This is a genomic window from Pseudidiomarina piscicola (assembly GCF_902806985.1).
GTDB classification, from domain to species: Bacteria; Pseudomonadota; Gammaproteobacteria; order Enterobacterales; family Alteromonadaceae; genus Pseudidiomarina; species Pseudidiomarina piscicola.
This window is the reverse complement of the sequence record NZ_CADCXY010000003.1, coordinates 165,932-180,828: the sequence shown is the minus strand read 5'-3', so window position 1 is coordinate 180,828 and position 14,897 is coordinate 165,932. Positions and strand designations below refer to the sequence as shown.

Below are 14,897 nucleotides of genomic sequence, written 5' to 3'. Positions count from 1 at the left end.
TTACAGTCCTACCGCCTGATTCAATTGCAAGATCGGCTGGATAATCGCCATCACAATAACGAGTACCACAGCCGCCATCACAATGATTAGCGCCGGTTCAAATATTTTAAGCGCCACGTTCATGGTGCTTTCAAAATCACGATCTTGGTTGTCGGCGGCACGGCCCAACATTTGTTCGAGCTCTCCCGACTTCTCGCCTGCGGCAATCATGTGCAGCATCATGGGCGGAAACAGCTTGGTTTGTTGCAGCGCCGCGCGCAGCGATGAGCCCTCGCGAACCCGATCGGCGGCATCGTTCACAGCAATTTGCATGGCCCGGTTACTAAGTACCCGCCCGGTTATTTGTAGGCCTTCGAGTAAAGGCACCGCCGAGGCCGTGAGAATACTCAAGGTTCGCGCAAAGCGTGCCGTGTTAACGCCTTTTATGACACCGCCAATAAGCGGCAGTTTCAGTTGCCAAGCATGAAATTTATCGCGCCGCTTATCATTACGCAGCATTTGTCCGACAATAACTAACGCCACGAGCAGTGCCACCAGAATAAAGGGGCCGAAAAATTGTAAGAACTCACTCACTGCCAGCAAGGCACGGGTGATGAACGGCAGGTCTTGGCCGATATTGCCAAACTGCTCGACAATTTGCGGTACCACCGACACTAGCAGGAAGATAATGACGCTAATCGCCACAAACGTGAGTACCGCTGGGTACACTAACGCCTGGGTCAGTTGCCCTTTAAGCTGATTGCGCTGCTCGGTATAGTCGGCCAAGCGGTTGAGGACTTCATCGAGATGCCCTGAACGCTCACCGGCAGCAACCATAGCGGTAAAAAGCTTATCGAAAATATGTGGATAATCAGCCATGGCGATGGCCAGCGAATATCCTTCGACTACCCGCGAGCGCACGGCCATGACGAGCTTTTGTAAGCGTGGTTTGTCGGTTTGTTCGGCCACTGCGACCAGCGCTTGCTCGATGGGCATTGCGGCGGCGACCAGCGTCGCCAACTGGCGGGTGATCAACGCCAGATCGGCGGCACTAATTTTACGAATTTTGCGGCGCGCCCACCAGGCAGCGAGACCGCTGTCGCTCGCTGCGGTGCTTGATGTTTGCTCGGCGATTTCTACGGTAACCGGCAACAAACCTTGATCACGCAGCAACTGCCTGACTTGGCGTTCGGTATCGGCTTCAAGTACGCCATTTTTTTTGCGGCCGTTGGCATCAAGTGCATGATAAGAAAACGCGCCCATAACTACTCCTCGCGCGTCACACGCAACACTTCTTCACGTGTGGTGATGCCTTGCATGACTTTTTCCATGCCGTCTTGTCGAATACCCGGCGTGGTTTTCCGAACATGCTTTTCAATGGCTTGCTCGCCATGGCCGTTGTGAACTAACTCACGGATGGGTTCATCCACTACCAATAATTCATGGATGCCAGTTCGGCCGCGGTAGCCGGTGTGGTTACAGGTGTCACAGCCGACAGCGCGACATTCTTGACTGTCGTCGGCCACCGGCTGTTTGCATTCTTCGCACAAGGTACGCACCAAACGCTGCGACAATACGGCCAGCAACGATGAGCTCAGTAAGAAAGGTTCGACACCCATGTCTTCCAGTCGAGTGATGGCACCGGCCGCTGTGTTGGTGTGCAGGGTCGAGAGTACCAAGTGCCCGGTTAAGGACGCTTGTACGGCAATTTGTGCGGTTTCCACATCACGGATCTCACCCACCATCACCACATCCGGGTCTTGCCGTAATATCGCTCGTAAACCACGGGCAAAGGTCATATCGACGCGCGGGTTAACTTGCATCTGGCCAATACCCTCGATGGCGTATTCGATGGGGTCTTCAACGGTTAAAATATTACGGTCTTTGGAGTTAATATCCGTTAAGCCGGCATACAAGGTGGTCGATTTACCGGAGCCCGTGGGGCCTGTCACCAAAATAATGCCATGGGGCTTTTTAATGAGCTCGGCAAAAATAGCGCGATTCGCTTCGGTCATCCCAAGCTGCTCAAGATTCAAGCGGGCGTTGTTCTTATCTAATAAGCGCAATACCACGCGCTCGCCATGGTTCGATGGCATGGTCGACACCCGCACGTCGACGGCGCGGCCGGCAATTAATAGACTAATACGGCCGTCTTGGGGAACCCGTTTCTCGGCGATGTCGAGTTGCGCCATTACTTTGATGCGCGACACTAACAGCGAGCTTAACTTACGATTCGGTCGAATGACTTCGCGCAACACGCCGTCGATACGAAACCGCACCAGCAATTCTTTTTCGAAGGTTTCGATATGGATATCAGAAGCACCTTCTTTGATGGCCTCTGACAGCATTGCATTGATCAGTTTGATGATCGGTGCGTCGTCTTCACTTTCCAGCAAGTCTTCAGTTTGCGGTAGTTCATCGGCCAAGGAAAATAAATTACTTTCGTTGCCGATGTCTTCCATTAATTGTTTTGCCTCTGACGAGTCACGCTGATAGGCCTGGGTCAAAATAGCTTCGAATTCACTGGCGGCATGCTCAACCACAGTAAATGGCATACCGAGGGCACGCCGTACTTCTAGCAATACTTTGGCTTCAACATCGTCGCGGCAGTGCACAGTGCAATGCGCGTCGGCTTCGCCCTCGTGGTGCACATCAGCGACCACCACACCGAACCTTTTGGCAAAGCCGAAAGGTAAACGGCGAGGGGCAATACGCGCTGCCACCTCGGCAACATTAGTCATTGCCATTGCCCCCGTGATGTTTGTCGAGGTACTCCTGCAACTCAGGTGGAATGGCTAATTTAGTGTCTTCAAACTCCGATAACACGGGTGAATCGGTATTTGGCATCAAGGAAATGCCTTGATCTTGCCGTTGTAACTGTTGCGCCCGCATAAAGTTATATTTACGGCTACTTAAGCCCTGCGCCGTGGCATTATCACGCACGATGGTGGGTCGTAAGAAAATCATCAGGTTACGTTTTTGCCGCGTAGTTGAGGTGCTACGGAATAACGCACCAACCAGTGGAATGTCACCCAGTAACGGTATTTTCGACTCACTTTGCTGAACGTCTTCGTCAATTAAGCCACCAAGTACAATGGTTTCACCGTCGTCAGCCATTACCGTGGTTTTTAGCGTACGTTTGTTAATGGTGATGTCGACAGCGGTGGCACCACTGAGCGATGATACTTCCTGCTCAATCACCAGTTGTACGGCGTCGCCTTCGTTGATTTGAGGGGTCACGTTCAGCTTAATACCGATGTCTTCACGTTCAACGGTTTGGAACGGGTTGTCATTGTTATCGCCGGCGGTGGAACCAGTAATCGTTGGCACGGACTGACCCACTAAGAACGATGCTTCTTCGTTGTCCACCGTCATAATACTTGGCGTGGCTAGAATATTAGAGTTGGTAGTGGTTGAAACCGCCTGCAAAATGGCGCCCCAATCGTTTTTCACGACGCCAATCATCATGCCATTTACATTACCGAGCAGCTCGGCTAACAAGCTGACATCGCCCGGCTCATCAGGCTCGGTGGTGGTCACTAGATTGCCATCAACGATGGTTTGCGTGGTACGGCCTTCACGCTCTCGCGCTTGGTAGGCGGCAGCGGCAAGGGGCCCAATCGGCACTTGGCGGCCATTGGCGTATTGCACCATGCCGCCATCTTCAGAGATCCATTGCAGGCCAAGGTCAATGCCGTCGCCCTCAAAGATTTCAACAATAATGGCTTCAACGTGTACCTGTGCACGGCGAATATCGAGCTGCCGAATGACATTTTCTAAATTCGCTAACAGGTCCGGTTGCGCCGTGATCACCAGGGAGTTGCTGTCTTCATGGGCGGAAATATTAATTTGTGCATTCGACGGCCCGCCGCCACCTGAGCGCGCCATACGCGCTTGCTGTGCGGCATTTGCCGAGTTGCCCATTTCCGCTTGAATGCTTTCGCTGACCCCTTGCAGTACATCAACCAGCTCTTTGGCCTTGGCGTACTTTAGATAATACACACGGGTGTTGCCTTCGGTTTTGAGATCTTGGTCTAAACGGTTAATTAATTCGACCACGCGCTGCCGGGCGCGCGGCTCACCGCTAACAATCACCGAGTTGGTGCGCTCGTCGGCCACCACTTTAGGGATCAATAACGGCGGCGTACCTTCATTTGCTTTCTCGTAAAGGGTCGAGGCAATACGTACAATTTCGGCCGCTGATGCATACTCAAGCTTGACCACGTCGACGTCTTGGTTGCCTGCACGGTCGACCCGTTCAATTATTTCCGTTAAGCGTTGCACGGTTTCGCTGCGGCCGGTGATCATGATGACATTCGATGGGTCATAGCTCACCACGTTGCCGCCGCCACTGCTGTCGGCAAGCAAGCGCAACAATGGGGCAAGCTCACGCACGCTCACATTGTTCACTGGCACTACGCGCGTCACCAGGGTGTCGCCGCCAAGGGAGTTATCGTCGACCACTGGAATTGCCGCGTTACGCGCATCTTTGTCGCGCATCACTTTGACCACACCAGACTCCATGGTTACCGTGGCAAAACCATAAACCTCGAGCACATTGAGGAAGAACTGCCAGTACTGCTGTTCACTCATGACATCGTAGCTACGCACGTTAATGGTGCCGCGCACGTCAGGGTCAATAATCATGGTTTTACCCAAGTTACGACCTACCACCTGAATAAATTCAGTGATGTCGGTGTTCTTAAAACTGGCGGCGTATTCAACGGCTTCGTCGTTGGTCGCCGTTTGGGCTGATTGGGCAAAAGCCGCGCCACTTGCGCCTAAGGCACAGGCAAAACTGATGCTGGTGAGCCAAATCGATGCGGTGGTCAAAATGCGCATAGTTGGTCCTATCTTAGTTAGCGTTCGGTTGCTCGTTGGGAACAGCAAGTTCCAAATCGAGATATGTGTCGTTGCGCAGCACTGTTACGATGACTTTCTGCGCTTGTCGTAATTCATTAATAGCTACTTGGGCACTGGCGACTTCGGTAAGGTCTTGGCCGTTAATTGCCACGGCAATATCACCTGGTTTGAAGCCGGCATTACTAAAGAGTTCAGGTTTGTTGCCAGGTGACAAACGATAGCCCTGCAAGCCGTCGCCGGACATTGCTGGCACAATACGAATTAAATCCATTAAAGCACCGGCCCCTTGGCTTCGCGCACGGCGTACTGCGGCGCGATCACCAGCGGACAGCTGTTGGCTTTGTACTTGATCGCCCCAACGCGGTCGTTCGGGCTCGGTTTGGCGTTGGGCGGACTGTTGATTGTCTAGGGTTAACGATAAGCCTTCACTGAGCTCGCCAATACCTTCAAGTTCAAGGGTTTCAAGAATGCCGCTATTATTTAGAATCACACGATCGGCATAGATCTCTTCAATGGTCACATCAGTGCCGGCAAGTTTGTCGCCAATCACGTAGACTTCCTGGTTGCGATCTTTTTCGATAATAGCAGCTGAGCGTTCCGGCAACGAACTGGCGGTGACGCCAAGTAAACGCACATTAAGATTGGTTTTCGGCGCGCGACTGGAGCTTTGCTGCACCGTAGTGGTGCCAAATAAGTTGAGTTCGGCCAGATTTGAGACACGGCCTTTCGGCGCTTGCCGCTGTTGGCTCACCGACGTTTGAATAGGGCCACTGGCCGGCTCGCTAGCGGGTGCCAGTAACTGCCAAGTAAGCTGAGCGAGCACCCAGGTGGCATAAATGGCGAACAATGCAGTCACCACCCACAAGACTCCACGTACTTTACGTGGCTCGCTTACCAGTGTGACAAGACGCTTTAATTGTGGGTTCTGAATCTGCATGTTTAGTTTCGTTATAATTTTGTGACAACACAGAGTTGAATTTCATTCTAACCCCTTAGCTGCGAACTGAACAGATCAAATTGACTGAATATGGTATTATGCGCCAAAATTTTCCATAATGATGAAGTGATATGAACTACCCCACCGACCAACTCTATCGATACACCTTTACTGAACAAGACGTGCGTGGCGAGCTTGTACAATTGAGTAGCAGCTATCAGCGTATGCTACAAGGCCACGACTATCCGGCGCCCGTACAGCGTTTGCTAGGCGAACTGATGGCAACCACCGCCCTGCTCAGCGCAACCTTAAAGTTTGAAGGCCATATCAACTTGCAAATTCAAGGCGATGGCCCGATAAACTTTATCGCTGTAAACGGTTCCCATGAGCAAGATTTACGCGGCCTCGCGCGGTTACGCGAAGACATCAGCGACGACCAAAATGATTTTCGTAGTTTGTTCGGTAAAGCGGTGATGGTGATCACTATCAGCCCTGAACAAGGCGAACGTTATCAAGGTGTGGTGGACGCCAATGCGGATAGCCTAGCAACGGTGGTGGAAAACTATTTTGCCCAGTCGGAGCAATTACACACCCGTATTTGGCTGCATGCCGATGGCGAATACGCAGCCGGTATGATGCTACAGGTACTGCCTTCGGCTGGTAAAGATCTGACCGGCTTTCAGCACTTAGAGCAGCTGACCGCAACCATGACAGCGAACGAGCTTTATACCTTACGCGGCGAAGAAGTGCTGCAACGCTTGTATCATCAAGAACAAGTTGAAGTTTATGGTATGCAGCGCGTCGATTTTCATTGTGGCTGCTCACGTGAACGCACGTTAGCGGCGCTGGCCACGGTTCCGGCCGAAGAGATTAATGACGTATTGCGTGAGGAAGGCGAAGTAGTGATGACCTGTGATTATTGCCTCACCGAGTACCGCTTCACCGCCGACGACATGTAAATCACACACGCTCGAGCCTTTGCCTAACGCTTTGAACGGAGGTTGACGATGGAAAATGTACGACTCGATAAATGGTTATGGGCAGCGCGTTTCTATAAAACTCGTTCGCTGTCGCGCCAAATGGTGCAATCGGGAAAAGTGCAGGTTGACGGCCAGCGGGCCAAGCCCGCTAAGACCATCGTCAGCGGTCAACTGATCAAGTTAAGCCAAGGAAGTGCTGTTGTTGAAGTCGAGGTGCTCAAGCTCAGCGACCAGCGCCGTGGTGCGCCAGAAGCGCAAAAACTCTATCAAGAAACAGAAGAGTCCGTCGCACGGCGCGAGCGGGAAGCTGAGTTGCGCAAAATGAATGCGCTTTACAACCCACATCCCGACCACAAACCTGATAAAAAAGAACGTCGCGAACTGCTTAAAATGAAGCGCTAGCTATTTCTTTTTGATGAACTTCATCAAGCGCTTGCGTTTGCGCTGCTGGGTTAAGGTGAGCTTGTTTTTGCGCCCGGCAAATGGGTTTTCCGACTCACGGAATTCCACTTTAATGGGCGTTCCCATGATGCCAAGCGACTTGCGAAAGTAATTAATCAAATAACGCTGATAAGAACCCGGTAGGTCGGTCACTTGGTTACCGTGCACAATCACGCGCGGTGGGTTATAACCACCGGCATGGGCATACTTGAGCTTCACCCGACGCCCTCGAACCAATGGCGGCTGATGTTCATCAATCGCCATCTCAAGAATCCGCGTCAGCTTCGAGGTGTTCACCCGCTGGGTGGCGCTAGCATAAGCTTCAAGTACCGACTCAAACAGATTACCAACGCCGCTGCCGTGTAGCGCTGAAATAAAGTGTAAACGAGCAAAGTCGACGAAGCCTAACCGGCGATCAAGTTCGCGCTTGATTTCTTCGCGGTGATCGTTCGCTAAGCCATCCCATTTGTTCACCGCAATCACAATCGAGCGGCCGGCGTTCAAGGCAAAACCGATCAAGTTTAAGTCTTGATCAGAAATGGTTTCACGCGCATCGACCACGCAAATCACCACGTTGGCATCGTCAATGGCTTGCAGCGTTTTGATCACCGAGAACTTCTCGACGGTTTCATCGATACGACCACGGCGACGCACACCGGCGGTATCAATCAAAATGTACTCGCGGCCATCGCGTTCCATCGGAATATAAATCGAATCGCGGGTTGTCCCCGGCATGTCGTACACCACCACCCGCTCTTCACCGAGAATGCGGTTGGTAAGTGTTGACTTACCCACGTTCGGGCGCCCGACAATGGCGAGCTTCAACGGCAAGGCGTCGTAGTCGATTTCGTCGTGTTCGAGGTCTTGTGATTCTGCGTCTTCGGCGTCGCCCTCTTCCGTCGAGGCCCCCCGTACCATCAGTTCGGGGTAGTCATCGAGTAGCGGATCGAAGCACTTGCCTAGTAATTGCTCGACGCCACGCCCGTGCGCTGCAGCAATGCCGTAAATTTGGCCTAAACCAAGCTCGTAAAAGTCAGCCTGAGCTGCTTCGGCGTCGATACCGTCAATTTTGTTCGCTACCACATAGGCTTTTTTACCGATGCTGCGCAAATGCTTGGCAATACCAAGATCGGCACTGGTGATACCATCGCGGGCATCAACCATGAACAACACCACATCTGCTTCGTCGATAGCGCGTAACGATTGCGATGCCATTTCGGCATCGATGCCTTCTTCATCGCCATGCACACCTGCGGTGTCGATAACGATAAATTGATAACCATCATAGTTCGCGTGACCGTATTTACGATCACGCGTCAGACCGGGAAAGTCTGCTACCAGTGCGTCCCGAGTTCGGGTGAGCCGGTTAAATAGAGTGGATTTGCCCACGTTAGGGCGGCCGACCAGGGCCACAACAGGTAACATGCTTACTGAGTCCTTACCGCGAGTAATGTGCCGTCGCGTGTTTGAATATAAAGTTGATCATCTGCCACCACAGGTGCCACATAAGCGGTATCGCCAAGGTCTAAACGGCCTGACATAACCCCAGTTTTGGCGTCCATGAAATGCAAATAACCAAATTCATCACCGACCACGATGTGGCCTTGATAATACACAGGGGCCGTAACTTCACGCCCTTCTAGGTCGTCGTTGACCCACTTTTCGATGCCACCGTCGGCATTGATTGCATACACACGATCGTCAACATCGGTGACAAACAAGGTGCTGCCTTGCATGGCCAGGTTTTGGAACGAAGAGTATTCGCGCTGCCAAACCACGCGACCGTTGCGAATTTCAACTGCGGCTAGCTGACCGTTGTAGGCCACATTGTAAATGATATTGCCACGTACAATAGGTGTGCTGTCGACGTCCACTAAACGCTGCAACTCTGTGGCACCCTTAGGTACCGCTAGGCGCGCTTCCCAAGCTTGTTGGCCATTGCTGGTTACGACCACGCTAAGCTTACCGGTTGCGGTGCCAAAGATAGCACCACCAGAAGCTAAGGTTGGTGATGCAGTACCACGCAAGCTTAACGCTGGTACGTCGGTTGGTAAGCTCCACAACTGTTCGCCGTCTTCAATGGCAAAGGCGAAGATTTCGCCATTCCCTGCAGCAACCACTACATGGGTGCCATCAACGGCCGGGTCTGAAAGAATTTCGGCGTTCACTTGCTGGTGCCAAAGTACGCTGCCGTCGCTCGCATTCATGACAAACACATCGCCATTCTCCGAGCCCAGCACCACCTTACCATTATAGGCACTTAAGCCACCGCTGATACGCAACGATTCTGCACCGCTTAACCAGCCCTCGCCCTGTTCAGCATACTCACTTTGCAAGTCACGCTGCCAAACACGTTCACCTGATGCTGCCGAGTAAGCAACAACGTAGCCTTGGCGGTCTGCGGCGATCACTAAATCGTCTACGACCACTGGGTTCAAGCGTGAAAAGAAATCATCAATACCGCCCCCAGCAGATTCTTCCCAAACCACAGTTGGGTTCACTGTCGCATTGAACGGTTGCAGTTCTTTGTAGGTGAGCTCGTCGTCGCTAAATAGTGAACAGCCGCTGAGGCTCAGCGCCAAAGCTGCAACGAGGCCACTCTGCAAGTACTTAATTGGTTTCATGATGCCGCCGGTATGCTGTTGAGTTTCGTCTCGACAAGAACTGTTGAGCCGTCGTCTTCTGCTGCCGCTAACGCCGCTTGGTAAGCTTCGCGGGCACCTTGGCTATCGCCTTTTGCCAATAACACATCGCCACGTAGTTCTGCGGCTTTGCTGGCAAAACCTTTGGCTGAGCCAACGTCAGTTAATGCTGCAAGCGCATCGTCGAAGCGTTCTTGGGCCAGTAACAGGCGCGCTTGGCGTAAATCGGCGACATACTTTAGTGCACCAGAGGCATTGTCGCGGGCGGTTTGAAGCGCGGTAATCGCGGTTTCTAAGTCGCCGTTATCGATAGCGTTTTGCGCCAGCTCAAATGCCGTTAAAGTGGCATAAGTACTGCCCTTTTCACTTTCAACGAACTGTTTGGCGGTGCTTACGGCATCGCCGTTATCAGCTTCTAGTTGCGCGATAATTTGTTGATATTGCTCTGATTGAGCTTCTTGTGAGGCCAATGCTTGGGCGTCGTAATAGCGCCAGCCATAAAACAGCGCAAAGCCGATGACCAAGCCACCGACAATACCTTTACCATGTTCTTTCCAGAAGGTTTTTATCTGCTCAATTTGTTGTTCTTCTGTTTCCATTTCGACCTCTGTATTAACTACTAAATTTTTCGGGCGGCGGCGTTAGCTGGCGGTTCAATGACCGCTAACAATGGTAGCCACGTCCGTCGCGGTTTGCGCGATCCGATCAGTTTGCTCGCGATCACGTAGGTATTTAATTTCAAAATCACTCTCACGCACGATTACAGCGTAATCGGCACCGGATTTATCGGCTTTGGCGAGTTTCTTCTTCATATTCTGACTGCCACTGTGCAACTGTACTTTCAATCCCGTCACTTGGCTACGGAGATTTTCGGCAACAGCCGGGGCAATTAGTTCCGCATCGTCGTTCAACGCTATCACGTAAACATCAACGGGTTGCTGAGCAGGTATTTTGTCTTGCGCTTCGAGCAGTAATACGAGGCGCTCCATGCCCATGGCGAAGCCAACAGCAGGCGTCGCTTTACCGCCTAGTTGTTCGACGAGACCATCGTAACGACCACCGGCACACACGGTACCTTGGGCCCCTAACTCGGTGGTGACCCACTCAAAAACCGTACGGTTGTAGTAATCAAGCCCACGCACCAAACGTTCATTGAGGGTGTAACGAACTCCGGCTGCGTCAAGACGCTTACACAGCCCATCGAAGTGCGCCCGTGACGCATCATCCCAATAATCGGATAACTTTGGCGCATTTGCTAGCACCGCTTGGGTTTCTGGCGACTTGCTATCAAGTACGCGCAGTACATTGGTGTCGAGGCGACGCTTCGAGTCTTCATCAAGTTGCGCTTCGTGAGCCCGTAAGAATTCGCGTAATGCATCACGGTAGTTCGCGCGCGCTTCATTTGACGCAAGCGAGTTCAATTGCAACTCAACTTGTTCGCTAATACCAAACGCTTGCCATAACCGCGCTGAGAATAAGATCACCTCGGCGTCGATGTCTGGCCCTTCCATGCCAAAGGCTTCCAGACCAAACTGGTTAAACTGGCGATAACGGCCTTTTTGCGGACGTTCATGGCGGAACATCGGCCCTAAGTACCACAAGCGCTGGGTTTGGTTGAATAACAAACCGTGCTCGTTGCCAGCGCGCACACAGCTCGCTGTACCTTCTGGGCGCAAGGTTAAGCTATCGCCATTGCGGTCGTCGAAGGTATACATTTCTTTTTCAACGATATCGGTAACTTCACCGATCGAGCGTTTGAATAGGTCGGTGCTTTCCAGCACTGGCATGCGAATTTCTTGGTAGGTATAGGCGGCTGCGACGTCGCGCAGCACGCTTTCGACATACTGCCACGCAGCACTTTGCGTTGGCAGGATGTCGTTCATTCCACGAATTGCTTGAATTGTTTTGGCCACGAGCTTACTTACCGTTTCGTTTAATGTCTAAAAATGGCGGGTAGTATACCGCAGCTTTACGCTTGCTTCACAGGAATCTGTTCAGCTTCGAGCTGTTTTACCCGAGCGCGAATGTGGCGCTCAAGTTGGTCAACCAAGTCGTTGTTATCTAAGCGTTCTTTTTGGCGCTCGCCGTTTACGTAAAAACCACTCTTATTTTTAGCCCCGGCTAAACCGACTTCAGCGATGAGCGCTTCGCCCGGACCATTGACCACACAGCCGATAATCGACACGTCCATGGCGGTGGTGACGTCTTCTAAACGCTGCTCAAGGGCATTGACGGTGTTAATAACATCGAACTCTTGGCGCGAACAACTTGGGCAGGCAATAAAGTTGATACCGCGGCTACGAATACGCAGCGATTTCAAAATATCAAAGCCCACTTTAATTTCTTCAACAGGGTCGGCCGCTAATGAGATACGCAGCGTGTCGCCGATACCTTCAGCCAAGAGCATGCCAAGACCGATCGACGACTTCACCGAGCCACTACGCAAGCCGCCAGCTTCAGTGATACCGAGGTGCAACGGCTGCTCGATTTGCTTTGCCAGCAACCGATACGACTCAACGGCTAGAAACACGTCAGACGCTTTAACACTGACTTTGAAGTCTTGGAAATCAAGCCGATCAAGAATATCGACATGACGCATGGCCGACTCAACCAAGGCTTGCGGATTTGGTTCACCGTATTTTTCTTGCAGATCTTTTTCCAGTGAGCCGCCGTTCACGCCAATACGGATGGGTATATTTCTGTCGCGCGCAGCGTCAACCACCGAACGAATACGTTGTTCGTTGCCGATGTTGCCTGGGTTAATTCGCAAACAATCAACGCCATACTCAGCTACTTTTAACGCAATGCGATAGTCGAAGTGAATATCGGCTACTAACGGCACTGGGCTTTGTTGTTTGATAAATTTAAAGGCCTCAGCGGCGTCCATGGTCGGCACCGAGACCCGCACGATATCGGCTCCCGCCGCGGCAATCGCTTGGATCTGTTTGACCGTTGCGGCGACATCGGTGGTTTCAGTATTGGTCATCGATTGCACAGCTATAGGTGCGCCATCGCCAATAGGAACATTACCGACGTAAATGCGTCGTGATGGACGACGTTTAATTGGGTTCTCATGCATCATTTTGGGTACTTCGTTGTTATCAGTCGAGCGTCAGTTGCACACTGCGATCGCGTACATAATTATCTAAGTTTACCGCATCACCGTTGTAGGTGATGGAAACTGCTTCTGGTCTGCACAGGATGATAGCAAAAGGCGGCTCTCCCGTCAGCGGCATGCGATAACCTGCAGTTTTAACGCCTATGGCGATGTCTTCGCCGGTGGCATCGGCCACTTTAACCCAGCACTCGTCGTTAAACTCGAACACTAACTGCGCGCTCGCCGACTCGGCGGTTGGCTGCTCGGTGGGCTCTGGCGTCGTGGTTTCGGGTTCGGTGGTTTCTGGCTCGGTAACTTCGGGCTCGGTGGCGTCGGGGTCCGTGGTCGTTGTTTCGTTGGTGTCTGCCGCAGAGGTTTCCACCGCATCATCCGCACTGCCTTCAGCGCTCGTCGCTTCTGCGTCAGAGTCTGTGTTTTGCGGCTCGCCGAGCGTTGGCGGTACATCAGGTGTTTCTGACGACTCCACCGACACCGTCGAGGTGTCCCCCGCTCTTACTTGTGCTTCGGTTAACGGTTGATTACTGCGTGAGTCGGCCTGGCGTACCACCTCGGGTAGCGTTGCCGTTTGTTCGCGTAATTGCTCAGCTTCTTGTTCCGTTGGCGCATTTTCACTGCCAGTAATGGTACTTAAACTAAATTCGCTTTGCTGCCACCACCAAATCAGCACTAAGGCCAAGGTGATGATGATAATTGCGTAGCTGATGAGGCTCAGTCGACTCTCGTTACGATCTTTCAATTTCCTTCGCGAGAAGCTTTGCATCTTGACGTTCGCCGGAGTGGCCTGTTCGTGACCATGAGCGTGATACGCCGCGAACACTTCATCAACGTCCAGCTCAAGGTTTTTCGCAAGGTTACGGAGGTAGCCACGCACAAATGTAGGCGAGGCCAGCTTGTCGAACTCATTCGCCTCGATCATCTGCACGACTGCTAATCGTAAGCGCAGGCTATCGGCGACTTGTTGCGCGCTGAGGCCCTTGGCTTCGCGCGCCTGTTTAATCAATTGCCCAGGTGTTACCGAGGTCGTCGGCTCCTGCTCAGGCGTAGTTTCATTTAATTCGTCATTATCCGTGGTCATGGGCTACTTCATTATGAATTGGGTTCTGAAGTTTGCGCTTGATACTCACGTGCTTGGCGTGAGTTTGGAAAGCGCGACAAAAGTAATTCGGCGAAACTGATTTGCCGAACTTTATTATTCTGTTGTTTGGCTAGCTGTATTTCTAACCACAAATATTGTGCTGAGAGTTGCGGTAAATTCGCTCGCTGTCTCAGTACTTGCGCGGCCTTTTCAGTACGTTGCTGCTCTAACAATACCGCAGCATAGCTTTCAAGAATAGAGCTACTGCCGGCACTGTGATTCATGGCGCGCCGAAAGTACTGATCTGACTGTTGCATTTTTCCGGCTTTCGCAGCACAACGCGCCGCATTCTCGTAGGTTGATGCAACTTTAATGTAATCGGGAATTTGCAAAGCTTGTTGGAAATAACGATCGGCTTCGTCATAACGACCGATGCTGCACAGCAAGGCGCCTAAATTGTTGTAGGTATCACCGTTGGTCGGTTGTAAGTCAATGGCCTGACGATAATAGCGTTCAGCGCTTTGGTATTCTTTGACTCGTTGATAATAAAAGGCCAGCCCCGTCAGCACTGCCGGATTATTCGGCGTGTATTCGCGCGCACGTTCTAGGTTGGCGCGCGCCTGTTGGTAGTTGCCTGATTGCAGGTACTGCAGCCCCAATGCTAGCCGTGTGGAGGCCGCTTCTTGGGTGTTAAATTTTTGGGCTGGCTGATTTTTGCCATCAACGGTACGTTGACTGACACAACCTGTCACCAGCAGCGCAACACTGGTCACAAGTAAAATTTGCTGGAGTCGTCGCATTACAGGTCCTCTTCGGTTAATCGCAATGCTACCCTGAAGTGTCCCGCATGCCTACGCTGCTA

General features: G+C 52.1%; 13 protein-coding genes. 2 read left to right on the top strand and 11 right to left on the bottom strand.

Going from position 1 to position 14,897, the window contains the following annotated elements; translation table 11 throughout:
• The 4 genes from gspF to gspC are packed head-to-tail and all read right to left on the bottom strand — an operon-like array spanning nucleotide 1 to nucleotide 5,779.
• Nucleotides 1-1,242 (bottom strand): type II secretion system inner membrane protein GspF, encoded by a 1,242-nt coding sequence (gspF, locus tag PSI9734_RS07765; protein ID WP_173920544.1) that lies wholly within the window; start codon nucleotides 1,240-1,242, stop codon nucleotides 1-3.
• Between the two features lie 2 nt (nucleotides 1,243-1,244).
• A complete protein-coding gene (gene gspE, locus PSI9734_RS07760) occupies nucleotides 1,245-2,726 on the bottom strand; it encodes a type II secretion system ATPase GspE (RefSeq protein WP_425500055.1) in 1,482 nt (493 codons plus the stop codon).
• Nucleotides 2,713-4,821 (bottom strand): type II secretion system secretin GspD, encoded by a 2,109-nt coding sequence (gene gspD, locus PSI9734_RS07755; protein ID WP_173920543.1) that lies wholly within the window; start codon nucleotides 4,819-4,821, stop codon nucleotides 2,713-2,715. Before gspD ends, gspE begins: the two co-directional genes overlap by 14 nt.
• Nucleotides 4,822-4,834: 13 nt before the next feature.
• Nucleotides 4,835-5,779, bottom strand: a complete 945-nt coding sequence (gene gspC / locus PSI9734_RS07750; RefSeq protein WP_173920542.1) for a type II secretion system protein GspC — start codon at nucleotides 5,777-5,779, stop codon at nucleotides 4,835-4,837.
• Between the two features lie 131 nt (nucleotides 5,780-5,910).
• Here gspC and hslO point away from each other — a divergent pair, with 131 nt between their 5' ends.
• Together hslO and hslR are read left to right on the top strand one after the other, a co-directional pair.
• Nucleotides 5,911-6,738, top strand: a complete 828-nt coding sequence (gene hslO / locus PSI9734_RS07745; protein ID WP_173920541.1) for an Hsp33 family molecular chaperone HslO — start codon at nucleotides 5,911-5,913, stop codon at nucleotides 6,736-6,738.
• A gap of 48 nt (nucleotides 6,739-6,786) precedes the next feature.
• Nucleotides 6,787-7,161, top strand: a complete 375-nt coding sequence (gene hslR / locus PSI9734_RS07740) for a ribosome-associated heat shock protein Hsp15 (RefSeq protein ID WP_173920540.1) — start codon at nucleotides 6,787-6,789, stop codon at nucleotides 7,159-7,161.
• Here hslR and der read toward each other — a convergent pair whose 3' ends face one another.
• The 7 genes from der to pilW are packed head-to-tail and all read right to left on the bottom strand — an operon-like array spanning nucleotide 7,162 to nucleotide 14,835.
• A complete protein-coding gene (gene der / locus PSI9734_RS07735; protein ID WP_173920539.1) occupies nucleotides 7,162-8,625 on the bottom strand; it encodes a ribosome biogenesis GTPase Der in 1,464 nt (487 codons plus the stop codon).
• Nucleotides 8,626-8,627: 2 nt separating this feature from the next.
• A complete protein-coding gene (gene bamB, locus PSI9734_RS07730) occupies nucleotides 8,628-9,824 on the bottom strand; it encodes an outer membrane protein assembly factor BamB (RefSeq protein WP_173920538.1) in 1,197 nt (398 codons plus the stop codon).
• Entirely contained in the window at nucleotides 9,821-10,441 is a 621-nt protein-coding gene (locus tag PSI9734_RS07725; RefSeq protein ID WP_173920537.1) for a YfgM family protein, read from the bottom strand. The genes bamB and PSI9734_RS07725 overlap by 4 nt, the downstream gene beginning before the upstream one ends.
• A gap of 54 nt (nucleotides 10,442-10,495) precedes the next feature.
• Nucleotides 10,496-11,755 carry a histidine--tRNA ligase gene (hisS, locus tag PSI9734_RS07720; RefSeq protein ID WP_173920536.1) on the bottom strand — a complete coding sequence of 420 codons (1,260 nt, stop codon included), beginning with the start codon at nucleotides 11,753-11,755 and terminating at the stop codon, nucleotides 10,496-10,498.
• Nucleotides 11,756-11,811: 56 nt separating this feature from the next.
• Entirely contained in the window at nucleotides 11,812-12,924 is a 1,113-nt protein-coding gene (gene ispG, locus PSI9734_RS07715) for a flavodoxin-dependent (E)-4-hydroxy-3-methylbut-2-enyl-diphosphate synthase (RefSeq protein WP_173920535.1), read from the bottom strand.
• A gap of 19 nt (nucleotides 12,925-12,943) precedes the next feature.
• Nucleotides 12,944-14,035 (bottom strand): RodZ domain-containing protein, encoded by a 1,092-nt coding sequence (locus PSI9734_RS07710; RefSeq protein WP_173920534.1) that lies wholly within the window; start codon nucleotides 14,033-14,035, stop codon nucleotides 12,944-12,946.
• Nucleotides 14,036-14,046: 11 nt separating this feature from the next.
• On the bottom strand, nucleotides 14,047-14,835 hold the full coding sequence (gene pilW / locus PSI9734_RS07705) for a type IV pilus biogenesis/stability protein PilW (protein ID WP_173920533.1): 789 nt from the start codon (nucleotides 14,833-14,835) through the stop codon (nucleotides 14,047-14,049).
• Nucleotides 14,836-14,897 lie beyond the last annotated feature (62 nt).

What these genes read in the sequence shown, in the direction of transcription:
- gspF (WP_173920544.1), bottom strand. Translation starts at nt 1,242, where the DNA reads ATGGGCGCGTTTTCTTATCATGCACTTGATGCCAACGGCCGCAAAAAA.
- bamB (WP_173920538.1), bottom strand. Translation starts at nt 9,824, where the DNA reads ATGAAACCAATTAAGTACTTGCAGAGTGGCCTCGTTGCAGCTTTGGCG.
- der (WP_173920539.1), bottom strand. Translation starts at nt 8,625, where the DNA reads ATGTTACCTGTTGTGGCCCTGGTCGGCCGCCCTAACGTGGGCAAATCC.
- hslO (WP_173920541.1), top strand. Translation starts at nt 5,911, where the DNA reads ATGAACTACCCCACCGACCAACTCTATCGATACACCTTTACTGAACAA.
- gspE (WP_425500055.1), bottom strand. Translation starts at nt 2,726, where the DNA reads ATGGCAATGACTAATGTTGCCGAGGTGGCAGCGCGTATTGCCCCTCGC.
- gspC (WP_173920542.1), bottom strand. Translation starts at nt 5,779, where the DNA reads ATGCAGATTCAGAACCCACAATTAAAGCGTCTTGTCACACTGGTAAGC.
- PSI9734_RS07710 (WP_173920534.1), bottom strand. Translation starts at nt 14,035, where the DNA reads ATGACCACGGATAATGACGAATTAAATGAAACTACGCCTGAGCAGGAG.
- ispG (WP_173920535.1), bottom strand. Translation starts at nt 12,924, where the DNA reads ATGATGCATGAGAACCCAATTAAACGTCGTCCATCACGACGCATTTAC.
- gspD (WP_173920543.1), bottom strand. Translation starts at nt 4,821, where the DNA reads ATGCGCATTTTGACCACCGCATCGATTTGGCTCACCAGCATCAGTTTT.
- PSI9734_RS07725 (WP_173920537.1), bottom strand. Translation starts at nt 10,441, where the DNA reads ATGGAAACAGAAGAACAACAAATTGAGCAGATAAAAACCTTCTGGAAA.
- hslR (WP_173920540.1), top strand. Translation starts at nt 6,787, where the DNA reads ATGGAAAATGTACGACTCGATAAATGGTTATGGGCAGCGCGTTTCTAT.
- pilW (WP_173920533.1), bottom strand. Translation starts at nt 14,835, where the DNA reads ATGCGACGACTCCAGCAAATTTTACTTGTGACCAGTGTTGCGCTGCTG.